We start from the raw sequence: 21,366 nt of genomic DNA, 5'->3' as shown, positions 1-21,366 counted from the left end.
AACCAAGGACACGCATGACACATACGAACGTAGCGCTGGTCACCGGCGGCAGCGCCGGCATCGGCGCCGAAATCTGCCGCAGCATGCTGGATGCGGGCTACGAAGTGATTTCGATGGCGCGCCGCGCCGCTGACTTCACCCACCCGCGCCTGCACAACATGCAGGTGGACTTGCTGGACGCTGACGCCACCGCGCAAGCCGGCCAGGAGGCCGCGTCCAAATTTCCCATCAGCCACGTTATCCACAACGCGGGCGTCATCTGGCCAAACCTGTTGCCGCAAGTCACGCAGGAAGAGCTGCACGGGTTGACGCAGATCCACCTGGGTGCGGCGATCAGCCTGGTGCAGGCCGCGTTGCCCGGCATGCAGGAACGCCATTTCGGCCGCATCGTGATGATGTCTTCGCGCGGCGCGCTGGGCCTGCCCACCCGCACTGCGTACTCGGCCACCAAGGCCGGCATGGTCGGCATGGCGCGCACATGGTCGCTGGAGCTTGCGCCCTACGGCATCACGGTCAACGTGGTGGCGCCCGGCCCGATCCAGACGGACATGTTCTACGAAGTGATCGAACCCGGCAGCGAACGAGAAAAGCAGCTGGCCAACGGCATCCCGGTCAAGCGCCTGGGCCGCTCGGACGATGTGGCGCGCGCCGTGATGTTCTTTGCGGACCCCGCCAACAGCTTCGTCACCGGCCAGACCTTGTTTGTGTGCGGCGGCGCCAGCGTCAGTTCCATCACCATCTGACCGGGCGCATCCCCCGTCTGTCGTCGGGTTTTAACGGATAGGTAAGCATCAGTACCACGTCTACAGTGCTCATCCTTGAGGGTTAGAGATTTTAAGCAACAAGTAATTCCTGTCGTTCCTGTTTTCTCCGCTTTTCAGCCGCACTCCCACTCTGCTCCCTATCCGGAGGTTTTGCCATGCTGTCGAAGAAACTCCCCCTGGCTGCTGCTGCCGCCATCGCCACCCTGTTCGCCCTGCCCGCGCTGGCCCAAGTCAAAGTGGGCGTCGTCACGTCGTCCACCGGCCCCACCGCGCTGGTGGGCATTCCGCAAAAGAACACGGTGCCGCTGCTGCCCAAGAAGATCGGTGACCTGACCATTGAGTACATCTCGCTGGACGACGCCAGCGATTCGACCAACTCGGTCACCGCCTTCAAGAAACTGATTTCGGAGCAGAACGTGGACGCGCTGATCGGGCCGTCGGGTTCGCCCAACGCCATGGGCGTGATCCAGTTCGCCGCGGAAGCCGGCGTGCCGATGCTGGCGCCCGTGGGCACAGCGGCGGTGGTGCTGCCGATGAACGATCAGAAGAAGTGGGTGTTCAAGACCACGCAGAACGACGACATCATCGCCCGTGCGCTGGTGGACCACATGGCCAAGAACGGCATCAAGACGGTGGGCTTCATCGGCCTGAACGATCCGTATGGCGAGAACTGGTACAAGGTTTTCTCGGGCCTGGCCACCGAGAAAGGCATCAAGGTCACCGCCAACGAACGCTACCTGCGCTTTGACAGCTCGGTCACGGGCCAGGCCTTGAAGATCCTGGCCGCCAAGCCCGACGCCGTGCTGGTCGCTGCCCCGGGTGCGGCCAGCGTGTTGCCGCAAACCACGCTGTTCGATCAGGGCTACAAGGGCAAGTTCTACCAAACCCACGGCGCGGCCCTGCCCGACTTCCTGAAGCTGGGCGGCAAGAAGGTCGAAGGCACGGTGCTGGCCGCCAGCCTGATGCTGGTGCTGCCGGAAATGCCGGACAGCAACCCGTCCAAGAAAGTCGCCAGCGACTACATCGCCGCGTACGAAAAGTTGAACGGCTCCAAGCCCGCCACCTTCGGCGCCAACGTCTATGACGCCGGCCTGTTGTTGGAAAAGGCGGTACCGATTGCAGAAAAGGCCGGCAAGCCGGGCACCAAGGAATTCCGCAGCGCCTTGCGCGACGCGCTGGAACAGACCAAGGAGCTGGTAGGCACGCAAGGCGTCTACAACATGAGCGCCGCGGACCACAGCGGCTTCGATGACCGCGGCCGCGAGCTCATCACCGTCAAAGACGGCAACTGGACGCTCGTGAAGTAACGGCTTGGACTTTTTCGCATGAATGCTCAGATCGCCTTGATACTTGGGCAGGACGGCATCACCAACGGCGCGATCTATGCGTTGTTGGCGTTGTCGATCCTGCTGGTCTTTACCGTTACCCGCGTGCTGTTCATCCCTCAGGGCGAATTCGTCGCCTTCGGTGCGCTGACCATGGCGGCCATCCAGGCCGGTAAACCCGTGCTGCTGGTCTGGCTGCTGCTGGCGTTCGCGCTGGCCGAAGCCGCCGCCGACCTGATGGCGCGGGCCAAGCGCCCTGGCCGCAACCGCGGCCTGTGGCGCATTGGCGTCAAGGTGATCTATCCGCTGATCCTGGCGGGCCTGCTTTACCAGCTGCCGCTGGCGCAATTGCCGATGGCGGTGCAGGCCTTGCTGACGCTGCTGCTGGTGGTGCCGATGGGTCCGCAGCTGTATCGCTTGTTCTACCAACCCATCGCGTCGGCTTCAACGCTGGTGCTGCTGATCGTGTCCATTGCCGTGCACCTGGCGCTGGTTGGCCTGGGGCTGCTGGCGTTTGGCGCCGAGGGCGCGCGCACCGCGCCGTTTTCCGACGCCAGCCTGACGCTGGGGCCGATCAACGTCAACAGCCAGGCACTGTGGGTGGTGGCGGTGTCGGCGGTGCTGATCGTGGTGCTGTACCAGTTCTTTGAGCGCTCGATGTACGGCAAAGCCCTGCGCGCCGCCGCGTTCAACCGGCTGGGCGCGCGACTGATGGGCATTTCGCCCATTTTCGCGGGCCGCGCCACCTTCTTCCTGGCCGCGCTGATCGGCACGGTGTCCGGCATTTTGATCGCCCCCATCACCACCATGTATTTCGATTCAGGCTTCATGGTCAGCCTGAAGGGCTTCGTGGGCGCCATCATCGGCGGGCTGGTCAGCTACCCGCTGGCGGCGGGCGGCGCCATTCTGGTGGGCCTGATCGAAGCGTTCTCGTCGTTTTACGCCAGCGCCTACAAAGAAATCATTGTGTTCACGCTGATCATCCCCGTGCTGCTCTGGCGCTCGTTGAAAAGCCATCACGTCGAGGAAGAAGACGAATGAACCCCCGCATCATCCTCTTCGTGTTCCTGGCGCTGCTGGCGCTGGGGCCGCTGGCCTTGCCGCCGTTCTATGTGACCTTGCTGAACTACATCGGCCTGTACGCGCTGGTGGCGCTGGGCCTGGTGCTGCTGACGGGCGTGGGCGGGTTGACCAGCTTTGGGCAGGCCGCGTTCGTGGGCGTGGGCGCCTACACCACCGCGCTGCTGACGACCCGCGCCGACACGCTGCCCAGCTGGCTGGCATGGCTGGGCGCATCGCCCTGGCTGACGCTGCTGGCCGGCCTGGTGCTGACGCTGGTGATCGCGTATTTGCTGGGCGCGATCACGCTCAAGCTGTCGGGCCACTTCCTGCCACTGGGCACCATTGCATGGGGCTTGTCGCTGTACTTCGCTTTCGGTTCCGTTGAAGGGCTGGGCGGGCATACCGGCATTCCGGACATCCCCGCCATCAGCCTGTTCGGCTGGTCGTTGAACCAGGGCGAACACATCTACTACCTGATCTGGGCGTTCCTGCTCGTGGCGGTATGGTCCACGCAAAACCTGCTGGACTCGCGCGAAGGCCGCGCCATCCGCGCGCTCAAGGGCGGGCGCGTCATGGCGGAATCCATGGGCGTGGACACGGCGCGTTCGCGCATGGTGATCTTCATCATCGCGGCGTTGCAGGCCTGCGCGTCGGGCTGGCTGTATGCGCACATGCAGCGCTTCGTGAACCCCAACCCGTTCGGCTTGCAGATGGGTATCGAATACCTGTTCATGACCGTCATCGGCGGCGCGGGCCAGGTCTGGGGCGCGCTGGTGGGTGCGGGGGTATTCACCGTGCTCAAGCAATGGCTGCAGGACTGGATGCCCAAGCTGCTGGGCCAGACGGGCAACTTTGAAGTCATCGTTTTCGGGTTTGGCATGGTGCTGTTGCTGCACCGCGCCCGCAGCGGCCTGTGGCCGGTGCTGACCCGCTGGGTGCCGGTCAAGAAGGCGGTGCGCCGCGTGGACATGAACGCCGAGCCGCTGCCGCGCAAGCCCATGCCGGCGCGTGGAGAAGTGGTGCTGAAGGCCGTGGACGTGACGCGCAAGTTCGGCGGCCTGGTCGCCAACAACGCGATGAACCTGGAGATACGCGCGGGCGAAATCCTGGCGCTGATCGGCCCGAACGGCGCGGGCAAGAGCACGATGTTCAACCAGATCTCGGGCGTGGATACGCCTACGTCGGGTCAGGTGACGTTGTTGGGCGAATCGGTGGCGGGCGCTGGCGCGCGCAAGATTGCGCGGCTGGGGTTGTCGCGCACGTTCCAGCATGTGCGCCTGCTGGGCCGCATGAGCGTGCTGGAAAACGTGGCCATCGGCGCCCACCTGCGCGGGCATCGCGGCGTGCTGCCCGCGGCGTGGCGCATGGACCGGCCCGAAGAAGCGCGCCTGCTGGCCGAAGCCGCGCGCCAGGTTGAGCGCGTGGGCCTGGGTAAGCATCTGCACGACGAGGCGGGCTCGCTGGCGCTGGGCCAACAGCGCATTCTGGAAATTGCGCGCGCGCTGGCCTCCGACCCGTGCATCCTGCTGCTGGACGAACCCGCGGCCGGGCTGCGGTATCAAGAAAAGTGCGAGCTGGCCGAGCTGCTGAAGAAGCTGCGCGCTGAAGGCATGGCCATCCTGCTGGTCGAGCACGATATGGATTTCGTGATGGGCCTGGTGGATCGCGTGGTGGTAATGGACTTTGGCGAAAAGATCGCCGAAGGCTTGCCCGCCGACATCCAGAACAACCCCGCGGTGCTTGAAGCGTATCTGGGCGGAGTGGACGAATGAGCACGAACCTGCTGGAAGTGCGCGGCCTGCGCGTGGCCTACGACAAGGTGGAAGCCGTGTCGGGCGTGAGCCTGACGGTGGGCGAAGGCCAGATCGTGACCGTGATCGGCCCGAACGGCGCGGGCAAGACCACCTTGCTGTCCGCCATCATGGGTGTGCTGCCGTCAACGGGCCACATCACGTTCGGCGGCAAGGCGCAAGAACATGCCGAGATCGAAGAAATGGTGGCGGCCGGCATGAATCTGGTGCCGGAGAAACGCGAACTCTTTGCCGAGATGACGGTGCAAGACAACCTGATGCTGGGCGCGTTCCACCGCTTCCGTTGCGGCCTGCGCGATCAGGACAAGACGCTGGCAGAGGTCTATGAGCTGTTCCCGCGCTTGAAGGAACGCCATGCCCAGTTGGCCGGCACCCTGTCGGGCGGTGAACGCCAGATGCTGGCCGTGGGCCGCGCGCTGATGGCCAAACCCCGGCTGCTGATGCTCGATGAACCCAGCCTGGGCCTCGCGCCGCGCATCGTACGCGAAGTGTTTCGCATTGTGGCGCGGCTGCGCGAGATGGGCGTGTCCATTTTGCTGATCGAACAAAACGCCCGCGCCGCACTGCAAGTGGCCGACTACGCCTATGTGCTGGAGACGGGCGCCGTCACGCTGGAAGGCCCGGCGGCGGAAGTCGCCGTGGACCCGCGCGTGGTCGAGGTGTACCTGGGCCTAGGCCACGGCGCGGCCCAAGGCGGATCAGGCAGCGCCGCCAGCCACGGCGGCTCAGGCCACCCCGCGCCGCCGGTCTCGGCGGTATAGCGCATAGCCGACGGGCCACATCGCCGCCACCATGAAGGTCGCGACGGGGTTCGTCAGCTTGTAGGCCTGCACGGCGGTCGGGACGCCGGAGTGCTTCAGGTGCAGGCGGAAGCGCGTATAGCGCGCCGCCGCCATGATGAATTCGCGCGGCCGGAAGCGGAAGAATTCCAGGTGATGTTGCAGCATGTCCCACGCCAGCAGGTACAGGCCCTGCGCGTTGTTGGACACGGACACGGCGCCTTGGCTCAGGCCGCCCGGCGTGTCGTGGTAGGTGCGCACGACGCGGTTGATGAAACGGCTGAGATAGCCCGCGCGTGCAATCGCCCACCACACCAGGCTTTCCGGCACGAAGCCCGCCACGTCTTCGGGAAAGGGATATTTCCTGAGGATGTCGGTGCGCATGCAGCCGAATTTTTCGCCCTTGATGCGATAACGGAAGTACACGTCCACAGCGGTGCTGTCGAAGACGTCTTGCGGATAGCGGTCGCCCACGATGCTGCCGTCAGGGCGCGCGCACAAGCCCGTGATCGCCACATAGGAATCGCGGCGCGCAGGCGGGATGGCGTCCCAGGCGTCCTTGAAGGTGGCCAGCGCATCGGGCGGCATTTCGTCGTCGCTGTCCAGACCCACAATCATCTGGCCTTGCGCTTCACGCACGCCACGGTTGAAGGCGGTTTTCTTGTGCTGGTTGTTCTGCCAGATATAGCGGATGGGAAAATCGGCGCGCGTCTGCCAATCCAGGATGGATTCGTGTGTGTTGTCGGTGGAACCGTCGTCCACCACCACCCATTCGAAATCCCTGAATGTCTGCCGGGAGAGCGATTCATACACCCGGTGCAGCGTGCCTGCCCGGTTGTAGGTGGGCGTCAGAACGGTGAAAAACGTTGGTGTATCGGTCATGCCTGCTATGCCCCTTTGCGATCTCCGTGACACCGCTGCGGTCTTGGTCTATCTGTTTTCGCCTGAAGTGTAGGGGATATGCCCCCACTAACCGATGCCATCCCATTCGAATTTGCAATCAAATCTGACAACGCGTGCATTATTCAGGCGAAATTGCGCGGGTTTGTGCATTGGGCCGCAAGCGGGACTGGCGTAAACTCGTGCGGCCCAAACCGGAATGCCTATGGAAGCTTCAACTGTCCAGCTCAATGACATCGCCTTGTTCGTCGAGGTTGCCAAGCGCAAGAGCTTCAGCATGGCGGCCCGCGCGCTGGACATGCCCACGTCCACGCTGTCTCGCCGCATCAATGAACTGGAACGCGCCATCGGCCTGCGGCTCATCAACCGCAACACGCGCCGGCTGGACCTGACCGAAGCGGGCGCGGCGTACATGCGCCGCTGCCAGGGGCTGATCGACGAAGCGCGTCTGGCGCATGAACAATTGCTGTCGCTGTCCGGCGGCCCATCCGGTAATTTGCGGGTGTCGATGCCCTATAGCCTGGCGATCTGGCTGCTGCCGGAAACCATCAACGACTTCACCGACCGTTATCCCGACGTCGAATGCGAATTCGACCTGAGCATGATGACGGCGTCCGACGCGCAAGGCACGCCGTTCGACGTAGTGCTGCGCTTTGGCCGCAATTCAGACTTTTCGCTGGCCACGCTGGATGCCGGCAATGGCAATGGCAATGGCGGCGGCGCCACGCGGCCCGATGGCGCGGTGGTGCAGGAACTGGTGTCGCTGGACAACTATCTGTATGCGTCCGACCGCTATCTGGAACGCCACGGCGAACCGAAGACGCCCGCCGATCTGAGCCAGCATCAATGCCTGCGCACCACCATCGACGACGCGCATTCGCACTGGACGCTGCACAACGGGTCGGTCAATGAAGTGGTGCCGGTCAGCGGCCATCTTGCCGCCAACAATATGAGCATTGCGGGCACGCTGGCCGGGCTGGACCTGGCCATTACGCGGATGCCCCATTGCCAGGCGCTGGACCCGATCATCAAGCGCAATTCACTGCGGCGCGTATTGCCGGGCTGGTCGGTGGACCCGATCTCGATCTACGTGATCTACCCGTCAAGCATCCAGCCGGCGAAGACGCGGGCGTTCATGGATTTCATCAAGCCGAAGCTGGGTCCGGCGGTCTGATAGGTTGACGGGTATCGCGCTTCGCCCCTTTCGCCCTGCACCCATTTCGCGCTTCGCCCAGCTTCAGTGCACCCCAAAAAAAATCCCCGCACAGCTTGCGCCATGCGGGGATTTTTCAGATCAGGGCGTTGATTAGACGCGCTTGATCTTTTCCAGCATCTTGAAAACACCCTTGGGCGACTTGACGAACAAGCGCTTGAAGGCCTTGCCCAGGCAACGGCGTTCCAGGGTGTTACGACGCACGCGTTTGCGTTCAGCCATGTTGATTCTCCTGTTGAATTTGCGGAAAAAATATCCCGCACAACCGGTAGTCGGGCTGGCGGAAAAATTGGGTAACTTGGCATTTTAGCCTGAAATTCACAGGTGGCGCCAATGGCGGGAAATCAGGGCGGCGAATCGGCAGGGAATAATCCGTCCCTAAATTTTTCAACGCCCTGCCCGCCATCACTCCGCCATCACTCCGCCATCACTCCGCCAGCGACTTCAGCCTTGCCAAAACCTGTTCGGTGCGCGGCAACGGGTCCACCGCGCCATAGCCCAAGGTGGACAACGCCGCCGCCGCATTCGCGTAGCGCACCGCGTCTTCCCAGGAATCGCCCTGGCAGCGCCGGGCCAGCAGGCTGCCGGCGAAACAATCGCCCGCCCCCGTGGCGTCTACCGCGTCCACGCGCAACGCGGCGACCGGCGTGCGTGTCTTGCCGTCGTCAATGATGGAACCGTCCTTGCCCAGCTTCAGCACCACCACGCCCGCCGCGCCACCATCGCGAATCCAGTCCAGCGTGCGTTCGGGGTCGTCGTTGCCGGTCAGGTGCTGCATGTCGTCCATGCTGGGCAGGAACAGGTCCGCCTCGCGCATGGTTTCGCGCAAGATGGCGCGCGCCCGGTCAACCGGCCACAGCCGCAAGCGCAGGTTCGAATCCAGGCTGACCTGGGCGCCAGCCGCATGCGCACGTTCGATGGCGGCAAACACCGTATCGCAGGCGCTGGTGCTGATCGCCATGCTGATGCCGGACACGTGCAGGAACTGGCTGCGTTCGATCAGCCCGCTATCCAGCAAAGCCGGCGTCATCAGGCTGGCGGCGGAACCGCGGCGCAGGTAGCTGAACGCATGGCCGTCGGGGCCGTGCTGCACGAAGTACAGGCCAGTGTGGGCGTCGTCATCGCGCTGCACGCCGCTGGTGTCGACCCCTTCCGAGGCCCACAAGTCCAGGAACTGGGCGCCAAAGGCGTCATTGCCCACGCGCGTCAGGTAGGCGCAGCGGGCGCCCTGCCGGGCCGCGGCGATAACGGCGTTGGACGTGTCGCCGCCAAAGCCTTGCAGATATTGCAGCTGGCCCTTGTGCGTCTGGTTCATCTCAACCAGCGGTTCGCCCAGCGCGACGATATCGAAGTCAGCCATGGGCGGCCTCGCGGGTACGGGTGATCTGGGCCACCAGCGCGGCGGTGTCGCGCGCGGCGAAGGCGGCCTTGTCGTAGAGGTTGCTGCCGATGCCCACCAGCCCGGCGCCTGCGGCAAAGTACGACGCCATGTTGTCTTGCGTAATGCCGCCCGTGGGGCAGAAGATCGTGTCGGGGTAAACCGATTTCAGCGCGGCCAGATGCTTGGGGCCGCCGGTGTCGGCGGGGAACACCTTCACTACGTCCACGCCCGCGCGGCGCGCGGCCAGCACTTCGGTGGGGCTGAACGCGCCCAGCAGGCATAGCGCGTCGGCGGCGTGCGCCATGTCGACGATATCGGTGGCCAAGGCGGGCGACACCAGGAAATCGGCGCCCGCCACCAGGGCCTCGCGCGCCTGGGTTTCATCCAGCACGGTGCCCACGCCCAGCAGCAGGCTGGCGCCGTGCTTGTCGCGCAGCGCGCGCACCAGGTCCGTCACGCCCGGAATCGTCCAGGTCAGTTCCAGGGTGGTGCAGCCGGCCGCCACGGCCACTTCGGCGGCATAGGCGGCGGTGGCCGCGTCCGTATAGCGCAGCACGGGCACGACCCGGGCGGCCAGCAGGGCGGAAAGCTTTGAGGCGATAGGAGCGGAAGCGGTCATGGAATTCCTCTGTGGCGAACGGTCAGACGCCGCCGGACGATGCCGGCAGGACGGCAAGTTTGGCTGCGGCGGCGTCGCGCAGCCGCAGCAAGGGATCGATATAAGCGGCTTGCGGGTCGTCTTGCCGCCGGAACAGCAAGGTGCTGACGCTGACGCCCGCCACCGGCCGGCCAGCCGCGTCGCACAGCGCCACGCCGTAGCAGACGATGCCGGCTTCATTTTCCTCGTTGTCCATGGCATAGCCGCGGCGGCGCGCCTCGTCCAGCACGGTGCGCAGCGCAGGCAGGCTGGTGACGGTGCCGGGCATGCGGGCCTGCAGCGGCAAATCGCGCAGCAGGCGTTCGCGGGCGGCGTCGTCCAGCGCGGCCAAATAGGCCTTGCCGACCGCGCTGGAATGCAGCGCCACCGATGACCCCACGCGCGACACCATGCGCACCGGGCCGGGGCTTTCCAGCTTGTCGATATAGATCATTTCGTGGCCGGCCGGCACCGCCAGATGCACGGTTTCGCCGGTGGCGTCGCGCAGCGCCTGCAAGTCGGGCGCCAGAGCCGCACGCAGGTCAAATTGCGACCAGGCGCGGCTGGCCAGCGACATCAGGCGCGTGCCCAGGCGGTACACGCCGCCCGATTCCGCCACCATGCCCTGCTCGGCCAGCGCCGCCACGATGCGGTAGACCGTCGGGCGTGGATAGCCGCAGGTACGCGCCAGCAGCGCGGCCGTGGGCGGTTCGGGCGCATCGGCCACCGCCTGCAACACGGTCATGAATTTAGCGAACGCCGCAGCGCCCGCGACCTTGGTTTCCAACAAGAACGTCCCCAAATGATGACAATCTGCCATCAACAATGCCCGCAGCGATTTCGTAAGGCAATCAGCACGAATGTCAGACGAATCTGCGATACTGTTTATTTGTACAGCTGCACGGCCTATATTTGTCCATATTATGGACAAGCGCCTCACAATATAGGCAATTATTCCATATCGCCGCGCTTGGAACCAGCGAAGGGTTATCGCTCGGGCAGGCGCCTACCTCAGGCTACGATACCGTCCATGAGCTCCCAAATCCGCATCGTTGGCGCACGCCAGAACAATCTCAAAAACCTGGACCTGACTCTCGCCACCGGCGAATTGGTCGTTGTGACCGGCGTGTCGGGGTCCGGCAAAAGTTCACTGGCGTTTGACACGCTGTATGCCGAAGGCCAGCGGCGCTACGTGGAAACCTTCTCGCCCTATGCGCGCCAGTTCCTGGACCGCATGGACAAGCCGCAGGTGGACCGCATCGAAGGCATTTTGCCGGCCATCGCCATCGACCAGACCAACCCCGTGCGCAGCTCGCGCAGCACGGTTGGCACGATGACCGAACTGAACGACCACCTGAAGCTGCTGTTCGCGCGGGGCGCCCGGCTGTACTGCCGTGGCTGCGGCAAGGTGGTGCGCCGTGACACGCCTGATTCCATCTACCACTCGCTGGCCGAACGCGCCGCCGTGGCAGGCGACCCGCGCCTGGTCGTGACCTTTCCCATCGCCGTGCCCGCCAACTTCACCGAAGACGAAGTGCGCGGCTTTCTTGAGCAGCAGGGTTATACACGCGTGCACGCCGAGGAAACGGCCGTGCCGCGCGCGACCGTTGCCAAAAGCGCAAAAGCCGCCAAAGCCGCCAAGGGCGCCAAGAAGGGCAAGGCCGCCAAGGACGCGGGCGAAGAACGCCGCATTCTGCACGTCATTCAAGACCGCTTCCGCTTTGCCGGCACCGAGCGCGAACGCGTCATGGAAGCGCTGGACACCGCGCTGCGCATGGGCGCCGGGCATCTGGCCGTGTACGCCGTGAACGCCGAAGGCGAAAACGCAGACATCTGGAAGTACAGCGACCGCCTGCACTGCGCCGACTGCAACATCGAATACACCGACCCGCTGCCCAGCAGCTTCTCGTTCAATTCGCCGCTGGGCGCCTGCGAGGCCTGCCGCGGTTTCGGCCGCGTGATCGGCATCGACTTCGGCCTGGTCATCCCCGACGAAAACAAAACCCTGCTGGAAGGCGCGATCAAGCCGTGGACCACGCCGTCTTATAAAGAATGCCAGGACGAGCTGCAGAAGTACGCACCGCGCGCGGGCGTGCCGCTGGGTGTGCCATGGAAAAGCCTGTCTGAAGAACACAAACGCTGGGTGCTGTATGGCACGCCCGACTGGAAGGGCGGCAACGACGCCTGGAAGCACCAGTGGTATGGCGTGCAGCGCTTTTTCGACTGGCTGGAAACCAAGGCCTACAAGATGCACGTGCGCGTGCTGCTGTCGAAATACCGCAGCTACACGCCCTGCCCCACCTGCAACGGCGCGCGCCTGAAACCCGATGCGCTGCTGTGGCGCCTGGGCACGAAAGAAGAAGCCGACACCGTGCTGCCGCCGGAAGACGGCCGCTACCAGCGCTTCATGCCGGTCGGCGCCAACTGGACGCGCGATCAGCTGAACAATATCGGCGGCTTGTCGATCCATGACGTGATGCTGCTGCCCATCGAACGCGTGCGACGCTTCTTCGATGAGCTGTCGTTCTCGGGTGCACTGGACGCGGCCACCGATCTGCTGATGACGGAAGTCCGCGCGCGTCTGAAATTCCTGTGCGACGTGGGCCTGGGCTACCTGACGCTTGACCGCCAGAGCCGCACGCTGTCGGGCGGTGAAGTGCAGCGCATCAACCTGACCACCGCGCTGGGCACATCACTGGTGAACACGCTGTTCGTGCTGGACGAGCCGTCCATCGGCCTGCACCCGCGCGACATGCACCGCGTGGTGGAAGTCATGCACCGGCTGCGCAACGCCGGCAACACGCTGGTGGTGGTGGAACATGATCCGCAAGTGATGGTGGCTGCCGACCGCATTATCGACATCGGCCCCGGCCCGGGCGAACGCGGCGGCTACATCGTCTTTGACGGTACGCCCAAGCAACTGCGCGCGGCCGACACGCTGACCGGCAATTACCTGGGCGGCCGCCAGCGCGTGGAAGCGCCGCGCCCCATGCCGGTGGCGGCGAACACGCCGCGCCTGCTGCTGGAAGGCGTCAATGCACACAACCTGAAGAACGTATCGGTTGAGCTGCCGCTGGGCCGTCTCGTCTGCGTGACCGGCGTGTCTGGCTCGGGCAAGTCCACCCTGGTTCAAGACGTGCTGTACCCCGCCCTGCTCAAGCAAAAGGGCAAGCCGTCGGAATCGCCCGGCGCGTTTGACCGCCTGCTGGGCGCCGAGCAGATTGCCGACGTGGTCATGGTGGACCAGACCCCGATCGGCAAGACGGCGCGCTCCAACCCCGCCAGCTACGTGGGCGCCTTTGACGCCATCCGCAAGCTGTTCGCCCAGGCGCCGCTTGCCCGCGAACGCGCCTACACGGCCGGCACGTTCAGCTTCAACGGTGGCGACGGCCGCTGCCCGACTTGCGGCGGCACCGGGTTTGAACACGTCGAAATGCAGTTCCTGTCCGACGTCTACCTGCGCTGCCCGGATTGCGACGGCAAGCGTTTCCGCCCCGAAGTGCTGGAAGTGCGCGTCGAACACCTGGGCAAGAGCGCGTCCATCGACGAAGTGCTGGCCATGACGGTCAGCGAAGCGCTGGACTTCTTCAAGGGCCTGCGCGACGTCCAGACCGGCCTGGCGCCGCTGGCCGACGTGGGCCTGGAATACGTGCGGCTGGGCCAGCCCGTGCCCACGTTGTCGGGGGGCGAGGCGCAGCGCCTGAAGCTGGCCGGCCACTTGGCCGAAGCCGCCCGCAGCGGCATTTCCACGGCCAAGGTCGCCAAGAAGGGCAGCCTGTTCCTGTTCGACGAGCCCACCACCGGCCTGCACTTTGACGACGTCGCGCGGCTGATGCGCGCCTTCCGCAAGCTGCTAGCTGCGGGCCACACGCTGCTGGTCATTGAACACAACCTGGACGTGATCCGCGCAGCCGACTGGCTGATCGACCTGGGCCCCGAAGGCGGCGACGCCGGCGGCCTGGTGCTGGGCGTAGGCACGCCGCAAGACCTGATGGACAACCCCAAGTCCCACACCGGCGCCGCGCTGCGCGACTACGAGGTCAGCATCCTGCCGGCCGACGTGGTGGTGACCAGCGACGCCGATGCGCAGGAAGCCGAGCAAGCCGGCCTGACCGCCCGCATTGCCGAACCCGTCGCAACCTACAACGACGCCGCCATTGGGGCGGGCGACGGCACGCCGCTGCAATCCGTGATGCGTGCGCGCCGCCAAGGCAACATGGCGATCGAAATCCGCAACGCGCGCGAACACAACCTGAAGAACATCAGCGTCGAAATCCCGCACGACAAATTCACCGTGATCACCGGCGTGTCCGGCTCGGGCAAGTCGACGCTGGCTTTCGACATTCTGTTCAACGAAGGCCAGCGCCGTTATCTGGAATCGTTGAACGCCTACGCCCGCGCCATCGTGCAGCCGGCCGGCAAGCCGGATGTGGACGCCATCTTCGGCATCCCGCCCACCGTCGCCATCGAACAGCGCACCAGCCGCGGGGGCCGCAAGTCCACCGTGGCCACCATGACGGAAATCCACCATTTCCTGCGCCTGCTCTATGTGAAGCTGGGCACGCAGTACTGCCCGGATTGCAACGTGGCCGTCGAACCGCAGAACACGGACCAGATCGTGGCCCGCCTGCTGCGCGACCACAAGGGTGAGCATATCGGCCTGTTGGCCCCGCTGGTCACCGCGCGCAAGGGCTATTACACGGACCTGGCCAAGTGGGCCGGTTCCAAGGGCCATTCGCACCTGCGCGTGGACGGCGAGTTCATCCCCGTGGCCCCGTGGCCGCGCCTGGATCGCTACAAGGAACACACTATCGAACTGCCCGTGGCGGACGTGGTGGTGGACCCGGCCAACGAAGCCGACCTGCGCGCGGCCGTCAAGAGCGCGCTGGAAAATGGCCAGGGCGTGATGTCGGTGGTGTGGCCGGTGAACAAGCTGCATGAAGCGCTGAACAGCGAATTGCAGCAACAGCATTTCTCGGTCAAGCGCGCGTGCCCGTCTTGCGGCACCAGCTTCCCGGAACCCGACCCGCGCTTGTTCTCGTACAACTCCAAGCACGGCTGGTGCACGGGCTGCTACGGCACGGGCCTGCAATTGCAGGGCTTTGACGAAGAACAGACTGGCGAAGAAACCGCCTGGAACGCGTGGTACGAAGGCGAGGCCAAGGCGTGCACGCAATGCGACGGGCAGCGCCTGAACCGCGTCGCGCGCGCCGTGCGCTGGCGCGATAAATCCATCGCCGAACTGGCGTCGTTGCCCGTGTCTGACGCGCACACCTTCTTCACCGGACTGGTTGCGCGCGGCCGCGAAGGCGAAATCGCCCGCGACATCCTGACGGAAATCCGCGGCCGCCTGAACTTCATGCAGGAAGTGGGCCTGAACTATCTGGCGCTGGACCGCGCCGCGCCGACGTTGTCGGGCGGCGAAGCGCAGCGCATCCGCCTGGCCGCGCAGCTGGGTTCCAACCTGCAGGGCGTTTGCTACGTGCTGGACGAGCCCACCATCGGCCTGCACCCGCGCGACAACCGCATCCTGCTGGACGCGCTGGCGCGGCTGGAAGGCAACGGCAACACGCTGGTGGTGGTGGAACATGACGACGACACCATCCGCCGCGCGTCGCACGTCATCGACATCGGACCGGGCGCGGGCATCCGCGGCGGCCGTGTCGTGGCGCAAGGCACCGTGGAAGACGTGATGAACGCGCCGGAGTCCATCACCGGCCGCTACCTGAAGACGCCGCTTGCGCATCCGCTGCAAGGCCGCCGTCCGGTTGAAGCCGACACGCCCATGATCGAAATTCGCGGCGCGCGCCTGCACAACCTGCGCAGCGTGGACGCCAAGATTCCGGTGGGCCGCCTCAGTGTGGTGACTGGCGTGTCCGGTTCCGGCAAGTCCACGTTGGCCCGTGAAGTACTGCTGGACAACCTGACGCAAGCCGTCTCGCAAGGCAAGTCGCCAGGCTGGGCCGGCTGCGAAAGCATTAAGGGTTGGGAAGCCATCGACCGCGTGCTGGAAGTGGACCAGACCCCCATCGGCAAGACGCCGCGTTCGTGCCCGGCCACCTACGTGGGCTTCTGGGACGACGTGCGCAAGCAGTTCGCCGACACCCGCGAAGCCCGCATGCGCGGCTGGACGGCGGCGCGCTTCTCGTTCAACACCGGCGACGGCCGCTGCCCCATCTGCGAAGGCCAGGGCATGCGCACCATCGAAATGAACTTCCTGCCCGACGTGAAAGTGCCGTGCGACGCGTGCAATGGCGCACGCTTCAACAGCGACACGCTCAGCGTGCAGATGCGCGGCAAGAACGCCGGCGAGCTCCTGTCCATGGAAGTGGACGACGCCATCGGCTACTTCGCGGCGCACCCGAAAATCCATCGTCCGCTGCAACTGATGCAAGACGTGGGCCTGGGGTACCTGACGCTGGGCCAGCCGTCGCCCACGCTGTCGGGCGGCGAGGCGCAGCGCATCAAGCTGGTCACCGAGCTGTCCAAGGCGCGCCTGACCGATGGCCTGATCAAGACCGGCCGCGCCTCGCGCATTCCGCACACGCTGTACGTGCTGGACGAACCGACGGTGGGCTTGTCGATGGCCGACGTCGAAAAATTGATCCATGTGCTGCATCGTCTGGTGGAAGCCGGCAACACGGTGGTGGTGATCGAGCATAATCTGGACGTCATCGCCGAAGCCGACTGGCTGCTGGACCTGGGCCCCGAAGGCGGCACAGGCGGCGGCAAGCTGGTTGCCGAAGGCTCGCCGGAACATGTGATGACCCTGGCCGACCACTCCCACACGGGGCGCGTCCTGACGGAATTCCTGGCACATCAACCGCAGTAGCAAGCATGGAATGTCGTTTTGAAGACCGGCTGGCCGGCCGCGCGCTGAAGTTCGAGGGCTTTTGCTCCCGCATCGAAGCGCGCACCGCCGGCGAAGTCGCCCCCGCGCTGGCGGCCATTGAGGCCGCGCGGCAACAGGGGCGCTGGGTCGCCCTGTTGCTGGACTATGAACTGGGCGAATGGCTGTTGCCCGAAGCCACCCTGCCCGCGCCGGCCGGCCCGTGGTCGCCGCCGCAAGACGACGGCCGCGCCCGGCTGACCGCGCTGGTTTTCGAACGCAAGGTGGACGACACCCCGTGGGATGCGCCGGACGCTGCCAGCGCGCCGTCCGCCATCAGCCTGCCCGCCCCGCGCATGACCGAAGCCGCTTATGTGCGCCAGATCGACGCCATCCGCGGGCTGATCGGCGACGGCGAGCTCTACCAGGTCAATTTCACGCAACCGCTGGACGTGCAATACCAAGGCGACGCCGCCACGCTCTACCGGCGCATCGCCAGCCGCAACCCGGTTGCCCACGGCGCATTCATCCAAGACGGCGCACGCACGGTGCTGTCGTTTTCGCCCGAACTCTTCGTCCGGCGCGATGGCCCCCGCCTGACGACCCGCCCCATGAAAGGCACCGCACCGCGCCACCCCGACCCGATTGAAGACGCACGGCTGGGCCAGGAATTGCTGGCCAGCGAAAAGAACCGCGCCGAAAACCTGATGATCGTGGACCTGCTGCGCAACGACCTGGGCCGGCTGGCCGAGCCGGGTTCGGTCAAGGTCGACGCCCTGTTTTCGCTGGAACGCTACCCCACGGTCTGGACCATGACGTCCACCGTATCGGCGCTGGCCCCCGACGCCACGCTGGCAGACGTGCTGACCGCCCTGTTCCCCTGCGGGTCGATCACCGGCGCCCCCAAAGTCGCCGCCATGCGCCGCATCCGCCAGATGGAAACCGCCCCGCGCGGCCTGTACTGCGGCAGCGTGGGCTGGCTGGCGCCGAATGGCGATTTTTCATTGAACGTCGCCATCCGCACGCTGGTGCTGGACCAGAATGGCCACGGCGTCTACAGCGTGGGCGGCGGCATCGTCCACGATTCCGACCCGGCGGAAGAATGGCAGGAATGCCACTGGAAGGCCCGCATCCTGCGGAGTTGAAGGGTGTTGCCGATCCGCGCGGCCAATCATCCACGCAGATAGGTAATGCCCAACGCGCAACCCATCAAACTCCTGCCACGTCACCACCGCCGGTAGTAGCATAGAGCGCGCCCCACCCCGCCCATTGCCCAGGAGAGTCCCATGCAACCCGAACTGATCGAGACCATCCTGGTCGATGCCGAACAACGCGTGCCGCTGCTGGCCCGCCACCTCGCGCGGCTGGAAGCGTCATGCAAGGCGCTGGGCTACGTCTGGGGCGGCCGCGCGGTGGAAGGCGACATCATGATCGCCGCCACGGGCCTGGTCACGCCCGGCCCGCACCGTCTGCGCCTGCTGGTCGCCCGCGACGGCAGCCGCCACATCCAGACGGCCATGCTGCCGCCACTGCCCGCCGTGCAGGAAGTGATGCTGGCGCCCGAGGCGCTGCGGTCTTCGGAACCGCTGCTGCGCTACAAGACCACGCATCGCCCCTGGTACACGAAGACCATCGAATGGCTGCCCGCGCATCCGCACATCTTCGACCTGCTCTATCTGAATGAACGCGGCGAACTGTGCGAAGGCAGCCGCAGCAACGTTTACCTGCGCATGGACGGCCACTGGTACACGCCGCCTGTCGACAGCGGCTGCCTGCCGGGCGTGCAACGCGGTGAACTGCTGGACACCGGCAACGTGCGCGAACGCGTGCTGACCCTGGCCGACTTGCACGCCGCCGACGAAATCCGCCTGTCCAACGCACTGCGCGGCTGGTTCAGCGTCACGCTGCGGGAAGCCTGACCCGCCCGTCCTGATCCGCAAACTGCTCCACCACTACCTGCCGCAGCCATTGATTGGCAGGCTCGCGGTGGTTGCGCGCATGCCAGAACACATTGATGACCGACTCCGGAATCTTTACCGGACAGAGCGCCGTCGCCAGCCCGAACGGCGTACAGGCGCAGTCGGCAAAGCGCTGCGGCACCACGGCAATCATGTCGGTGGCCTGCAAGACCGGCCCCACCGCGATGAAATGCGGCACCGTCAACCTCAGGCGCCGGCGAATGCCAGCCCGTGCAATCACCTCATCCACCACGCCATGCCCCGTGCCTTCGGAGACGATCGCCACATGCTCCGCCGCCCGAAACTGCTTGGCCGACACGCCTGAACGCGCCAGCGGATGGTCGTGCCGGAAGATGCATACATAGGGCTGGCTGAACAGCTTGCGCTGAAAGAAGCCGCTTTGCAGGCCAGGCAGAAAACCCATGGCCAGGTCGATGCGGCCACGCTCCATTTCGTCGCGGACGTCGATTGACGTGGTGCGCACGGTGCGTATCGTGACCCCCGGCGCGGCGGCGTCCAGCGCCCGCATCAGGCGCGGCAAGAAGTAGGTTTCGCCCACATCGTTCACGCCAATCACGAACGCCCGTTCGCTGCGCGCGGGGTCGAACACGGCATGCGCGTTCAGCGTGCCATGCAACGCACCCAGCGCATCCGCGATGGGCCGGGCCAGCGCCTCGGCATATGGCGTGGGCACCATCCCGCGCGACGTGCGCAAGAACAGCTCATCCCCCAGCAGCTTGCGCAGCCGGCTCAGCGCGTTGCTGACGCCAGGTTGCGAGATGCCCAGGCTCTGGGCGGCGGCCGACACCCGGCCATGCTTATGCAGTTCGTTGAAGACGACCAGCAGGTTCAGGTCCACGTCTTTCAGGTTCATGCGTTTGTCTCCACCAATATTGATTTTGGTGATGTCTTCTATTGATCAGATTCTATTTATTTATTTCATCGCCTGCTCGATGATGAAGCGATAAAAAATAGGAGACAAACCATGCAGATCGACCCGCCCTGGCAGGGTGACGGTTCACACCGCATCCCCTTTGGCGTCTACACCGACGCCGCCCTGCACCAGCGCGAGCTGGAACGCTTTTTCTACCAGGCGCACTGGTGCTATGTCGGCCTGGAGGCCGAAATCCCCAAGCCGGGCGACTTCAAACGCACGGCGGTCGGCGAACGCTCGGTCATCCTGCTGCGCGACAACGAGGGCCAGGTCCGTGTGGTGGAAAACGTGTGCGCGCATCGCGGCGTGCAGTTCTGCCGGGAACGCTCCGGCAACCGCAGCGAATTCGTCTGCCCCTATCACCAATGGAATTACGACCTGCAAGGCAACCTGATCGGCGTGCCGTTCCGGCGCGGCGTCAAACAAGACGGCAAGGTCAACGGCGGCATGCCCGCCGACTTCAACACGGAAGACCACGGCCTGACCAAACTGGCGGTGGCCTGTAGAAACGGGGTGGTGTTCGCGTCGTTCGACCACGACGCCGAACCGCTGGAAGACTATCTGGGCCCCGACATCCTGCACTACTTCGACCGCGTCTTCGACGGCCGCGAATTGGTGATTCACGGCTACAGCCGCCAGCGCATTCCGGGCAACTGGAAGCTGATGCAGGAAAACATTAAAGACCCCTATCACCCCGGCCTGCTGCATACCTGGTTCGTCACCTTCGGCCTGTGGCGCGCGGACAACCGGTCTGAACTGAAAATGGACCGCCACTTCCGCCACGCCGCCATGATTTCCACGCGCGGCCAGGGCGGCAAGGGCAGCGTCACCAGCGGGGTGTCCAGCTTCAAGGAACAGATGTCGTTAAACGATGACCGCTTCCTGGACATCGTGCAGGAGCCCTGGTGGAACGGCCCCACCGCCGTGCTGATGACGCTGTTTCCCAGCGTCATCATTCAGCAGCAGGTGAATTCGCTGTCCACCCGCCACATCCAGCCCGTGGGGCACGACGCCTTCGATTTCGTCTGGACGCACTTCGGCTTCGCAGATGACACGCCTGAGATGACGCGGCGGCGGCTGCGCCAGGCGAACCTGTTTGGCCCCGCCGGCTTTGTGTCGGCGGACGACGGCGAAGTCATCGAATTTTCGCAATCGGGTTTTCAACAGAAGCCGTGGCACCGCAGCGTGGCGGAACTGGGCGGCAAGACCGCCGAGAACACCGACCACATGGTGACCGAAACGCTGATCCGCGGCATGTACGCGTATTGGCGCCGCGTGATGGAGGCATGACGATGCTGGACTTTCCGCTCTACTACCAGCTGACCCGCCTGTACGCCGACTACGCCGCCGCGCTGGACGCCGAAGAATGGGAGAAATGGCCTGACTTCTTTCTGGAAGACTGCGTCTACAAAGTGCTGCCCCGCGAAAACCACGAACGCGGCTATGCGCTGGCGACGATGGCGTTCGAAAGCCGCGGCATGCTGAAAGACCGCATCTACGGCGCCACCGACACAATCTTTCACGACCCGTACTACCAGCGCCACGTGGTCGGCGCGCCGCGCGTGCTGGCGGTCGACGACGACCGCATCGAATCCGAAGCGAACTACGCTGTGTTCCGCACCAAGCCCAACCAGCTGACCACCGTGTTCAACGTGGGCCGCTATCTGGACGTCGTGCGCCGCACGCCGGACGGCCTGAAGTTCGAATCGCGGCTGTGCATTTTCGACAGCGAACTGATCCCGAATTCGCTCATCTACCCCATCTGAAGAGGAA

Annotated in this window: 17 protein-coding genes; 11 read left to right on the top strand and 6 right to left on the bottom strand. The window is 65.0% G+C overall.

All coding sequences use genetic code 11. The features are described from left to right. Positions 1–14: 14 nt before the first annotated feature. The 5 genes from HV765_RS20575 to HV765_RS20555 all read left to right on the top strand — a co-directional run bounded on the left by HV765_RS20575 (position 15) and on the right by HV765_RS20555 (position 5,723). Complete coding sequence (locus tag HV765_RS20575) at positions 15–743, top strand: SDR family NAD(P)-dependent oxidoreductase (protein WP_054428083.1); 729 nt, start codon at positions 15–17, stop codon at positions 741–743. Between the two features lie 176 nt (positions 744–919). Next, positions 920–2,071 carry an ABC transporter substrate-binding protein gene (locus tag HV765_RS20570; RefSeq protein WP_054428084.1) on the top strand — a complete coding sequence of 384 codons (1,152 nt, stop codon included), beginning with the start codon at positions 920–922 and terminating at the stop codon, positions 2,069–2,071. A gap of 18 nt (positions 2,072–2,089) precedes the next feature. Further along, positions 2,090–3,130: a branched-chain amino acid ABC transporter permease gene (locus tag HV765_RS20565; RefSeq protein ID WP_175170791.1), complete on the top strand. Its 1,041-nt coding sequence runs from the start codon at positions 2,090–2,092 to the stop codon at positions 3,128–3,130. Then, positions 3,127–4,923 carry a branched-chain amino acid ABC transporter ATP-binding protein/permease gene (locus tag HV765_RS20560; RefSeq protein WP_054428086.1) on the top strand — a complete coding sequence of 599 codons (1,797 nt, stop codon included), beginning with the start codon at positions 3,127–3,129 and terminating at the stop codon, positions 4,921–4,923. Before HV765_RS20565 ends, HV765_RS20560 begins: the two co-directional genes overlap by 4 nt. Then, positions 4,920–5,723: an ABC transporter ATP-binding protein gene (locus tag HV765_RS20555; protein ID WP_254600657.1), complete on the top strand. Its 804-nt coding sequence runs from the start codon at positions 4,920–4,922 to the stop codon at positions 5,721–5,723. The genes HV765_RS20560 and HV765_RS20555 overlap by 4 nt, the downstream gene beginning before the upstream one ends. Here the strand turns inward: HV765_RS20555 and HV765_RS20550 are convergent. Next, positions 5,688–6,623: a glycosyltransferase family 2 protein gene (locus HV765_RS20550; protein ID WP_054428087.1), complete on the bottom strand. Its 936-nt coding sequence runs from the start codon at positions 6,621–6,623 to the stop codon at positions 5,688–5,690. The genes HV765_RS20555 and HV765_RS20550 overlap by 36 nt on opposite strands. Positions 6,624–6,846: 223 nt before the next feature. Between HV765_RS20550 and HV765_RS20545 the strand changes: the two genes are divergently transcribed. Further along, entirely contained in the window at positions 6,847–7,815 is a 969-nt protein-coding gene (locus HV765_RS20545) for a LysR family transcriptional regulator (RefSeq protein ID WP_054428088.1), read from the top strand. Positions 7,816–7,947: 132 nt separating this feature from the next. On the opposite strand, the gene HV765_RS32070 is transcribed toward HV765_RS20545, so the two are convergent. The 4 genes from HV765_RS32070 to HV765_RS20530 form a co-directional block, all read right to left on the bottom strand. Continuing rightward, positions 7,948–8,076, bottom strand: a complete 129-nt coding sequence (locus HV765_RS32070; RefSeq protein WP_006226408.1) for a hypothetical protein — start codon at positions 8,074–8,076, stop codon at positions 7,948–7,950. Positions 8,077–8,281: 205 nt separating this feature from the next. Further along, positions 8,282–9,214: a sugar kinase gene (locus HV765_RS20540; RefSeq protein WP_054428089.1), complete on the bottom strand. Its 933-nt coding sequence runs from the start codon at positions 9,212–9,214 to the stop codon at positions 8,282–8,284. Further along, positions 9,207–9,854 carry a bifunctional 4-hydroxy-2-oxoglutarate aldolase/2-dehydro-3-deoxy-phosphogluconate aldolase gene (locus tag HV765_RS20535; RefSeq protein WP_175170790.1) on the bottom strand — a complete coding sequence of 216 codons (648 nt, stop codon included), beginning with the start codon at positions 9,852–9,854 and terminating at the stop codon, positions 9,207–9,209. The genes HV765_RS20540 and HV765_RS20535 overlap by 8 nt, the downstream gene beginning before the upstream one ends. A 22-nt stretch (positions 9,855–9,876) precedes the next feature. Then, a complete protein-coding gene (locus tag HV765_RS20530) occupies positions 9,877–10,662 on the bottom strand; it encodes an IclR family transcriptional regulator (RefSeq protein WP_254600656.1) in 786 nt (261 codons plus the stop codon). Positions 10,663–10,902: 240 nt separating this feature from the next. Between HV765_RS20530 and uvrA the strand changes: the two genes are divergently transcribed. From uvrA to HV765_RS20515, 3 genes are all read left to right on the top strand, one after another. Continuing rightward, positions 10,903–16,704 (top strand): excinuclease ABC subunit UvrA, encoded by a 5,802-nt coding sequence (uvrA, locus tag HV765_RS20525; protein WP_175170788.1) that lies wholly within the window; start codon positions 10,903–10,905, stop codon positions 16,702–16,704. A gap of 5 nt (positions 16,705–16,709) precedes the next feature. Continuing rightward, a complete protein-coding gene (locus HV765_RS20520) occupies positions 16,710–17,846 on the top strand; it encodes an aminodeoxychorismate synthase component I (RefSeq protein WP_175170787.1) in 1,137 nt (378 codons plus the stop codon). 141 nt (positions 17,847–17,987) lie between these two features. Continuing rightward, positions 17,988–18,620, top strand: coding sequence for an aminotransferase class IV family protein (locus HV765_RS20515; RefSeq protein ID WP_175170786.1), 633 nt, complete (start codon positions 17,988–17,990; stop codon positions 18,618–18,620). On the opposite strand, the gene HV765_RS20510 is transcribed toward HV765_RS20515, so the two are convergent. After that, positions 18,601–19,533, bottom strand: coding sequence for a LysR family transcriptional regulator (locus tag HV765_RS20510; protein ID WP_175170785.1), 933 nt, complete (start codon positions 19,531–19,533; stop codon positions 18,601–18,603). The two genes, HV765_RS20515 and HV765_RS20510, sit on opposite strands and share 20 nt — an antisense overlap. A gap of 111 nt (positions 19,534–19,644) precedes the next feature. Here HV765_RS20510 and HV765_RS20505 point away from each other — a divergent pair, with 111 nt between their 5' ends. Together HV765_RS20505 and HV765_RS20500 are read left to right on the top strand one after the other, a co-directional pair. Further along, a complete protein-coding gene (locus HV765_RS20505; protein WP_175170784.1) occupies positions 19,645–20,883 on the top strand; it encodes an aromatic ring-hydroxylating dioxygenase subunit alpha in 1,239 nt (412 codons plus the stop codon). Positions 20,884–20,885: 2 nt separating this feature from the next. Next, a complete protein-coding gene (locus HV765_RS20500) occupies positions 20,886–21,359 on the top strand; it encodes an aromatic-ring-hydroxylating dioxygenase subunit beta (protein ID WP_054428097.1) in 474 nt (157 codons plus the stop codon). Positions 21,360–21,366 lie beyond the last annotated feature (7 nt).

This window comes from Achromobacter kerstersii (assembly GCF_902859595.1).
Classification (GTDB): domain Bacteria; phylum Pseudomonadota; class Gammaproteobacteria; order Burkholderiales; family Burkholderiaceae_B; genus Achromobacter; species Achromobacter kerstersii.
Note: the sequence above shows the minus strand (reverse complement) of the source record. Positions and strands in the feature narration are given on the sequence as shown.

Coding starts and splice junctions, on each gene's coding strand:
- HV765_RS20575 (WP_054428083.1), top strand. CDS start 15: ATGACACATACGAACGTAGCGCTGGTCACCGGCGGCAGCGCCGGCATC.
- HV765_RS20570 (WP_054428084.1), top strand. CDS start 920: ATGCTGTCGAAGAAACTCCCCCTGGCTGCTGCTGCCGCCATCGCCACC.
- HV765_RS20565 (WP_175170791.1), top strand. CDS start 2,090: ATGAATGCTCAGATCGCCTTGATACTTGGGCAGGACGGCATCACCAAC.
- HV765_RS20560 (WP_054428086.1), top strand. CDS start 3,127: ATGAACCCCCGCATCATCCTCTTCGTGTTCCTGGCGCTGCTGGCGCTG.
- HV765_RS20555 (WP_254600657.1), top strand. CDS start 4,920: ATGAGCACGAACCTGCTGGAAGTGCGCGGCCTGCGCGTGGCCTACGAC.
- HV765_RS20550 (WP_054428087.1), bottom strand. CDS start 6,623: ATGACCGATACACCAACGTTTTTCACCGTTCTGACGCCCACCTACAAC.
- HV765_RS20545 (WP_054428088.1), top strand. CDS start 6,847: ATGGAAGCTTCAACTGTCCAGCTCAATGACATCGCCTTGTTCGTCGAG.
- HV765_RS32070 (WP_006226408.1), bottom strand. CDS start 8,076: ATGGCTGAACGCAAACGCGTGCGTCGTAACACCCTGGAACGCCGTTGC.
- HV765_RS20540 (WP_054428089.1), bottom strand. CDS start 9,214: ATGGCTGACTTCGATATCGTCGCGCTGGGCGAACCGCTGGTTGAGATG.
- HV765_RS20535 (WP_175170790.1), bottom strand. CDS start 9,854: ATGACCGCTTCCGCTCCTATCGCCTCAAAGCTTTCCGCCCTGCTGGCC.
- uvrA (WP_175170788.1), top strand. CDS start 10,903: ATGAGCTCCCAAATCCGCATCGTTGGCGCACGCCAGAACAATCTCAAA.
- HV765_RS20520 (WP_175170787.1), top strand. CDS start 16,710: ATGGAATGTCGTTTTGAAGACCGGCTGGCCGGCCGCGCGCTGAAGTTC.
- HV765_RS20515 (WP_175170786.1), top strand. CDS start 17,988: ATGCAACCCGAACTGATCGAGACCATCCTGGTCGATGCCGAACAACGC.
- HV765_RS20510 (WP_175170785.1), bottom strand. CDS start 19,533: ATGAACCTGAAAGACGTGGACCTGAACCTGCTGGTCGTCTTCAACGAA.
- HV765_RS20505 (WP_175170784.1), top strand. CDS start 19,645: ATGCAGATCGACCCGCCCTGGCAGGGTGACGGTTCACACCGCATCCCC.
- HV765_RS20500 (WP_054428097.1), top strand. CDS start 20,886: ATGCTGGACTTTCCGCTCTACTACCAGCTGACCCGCCTGTACGCCGAC.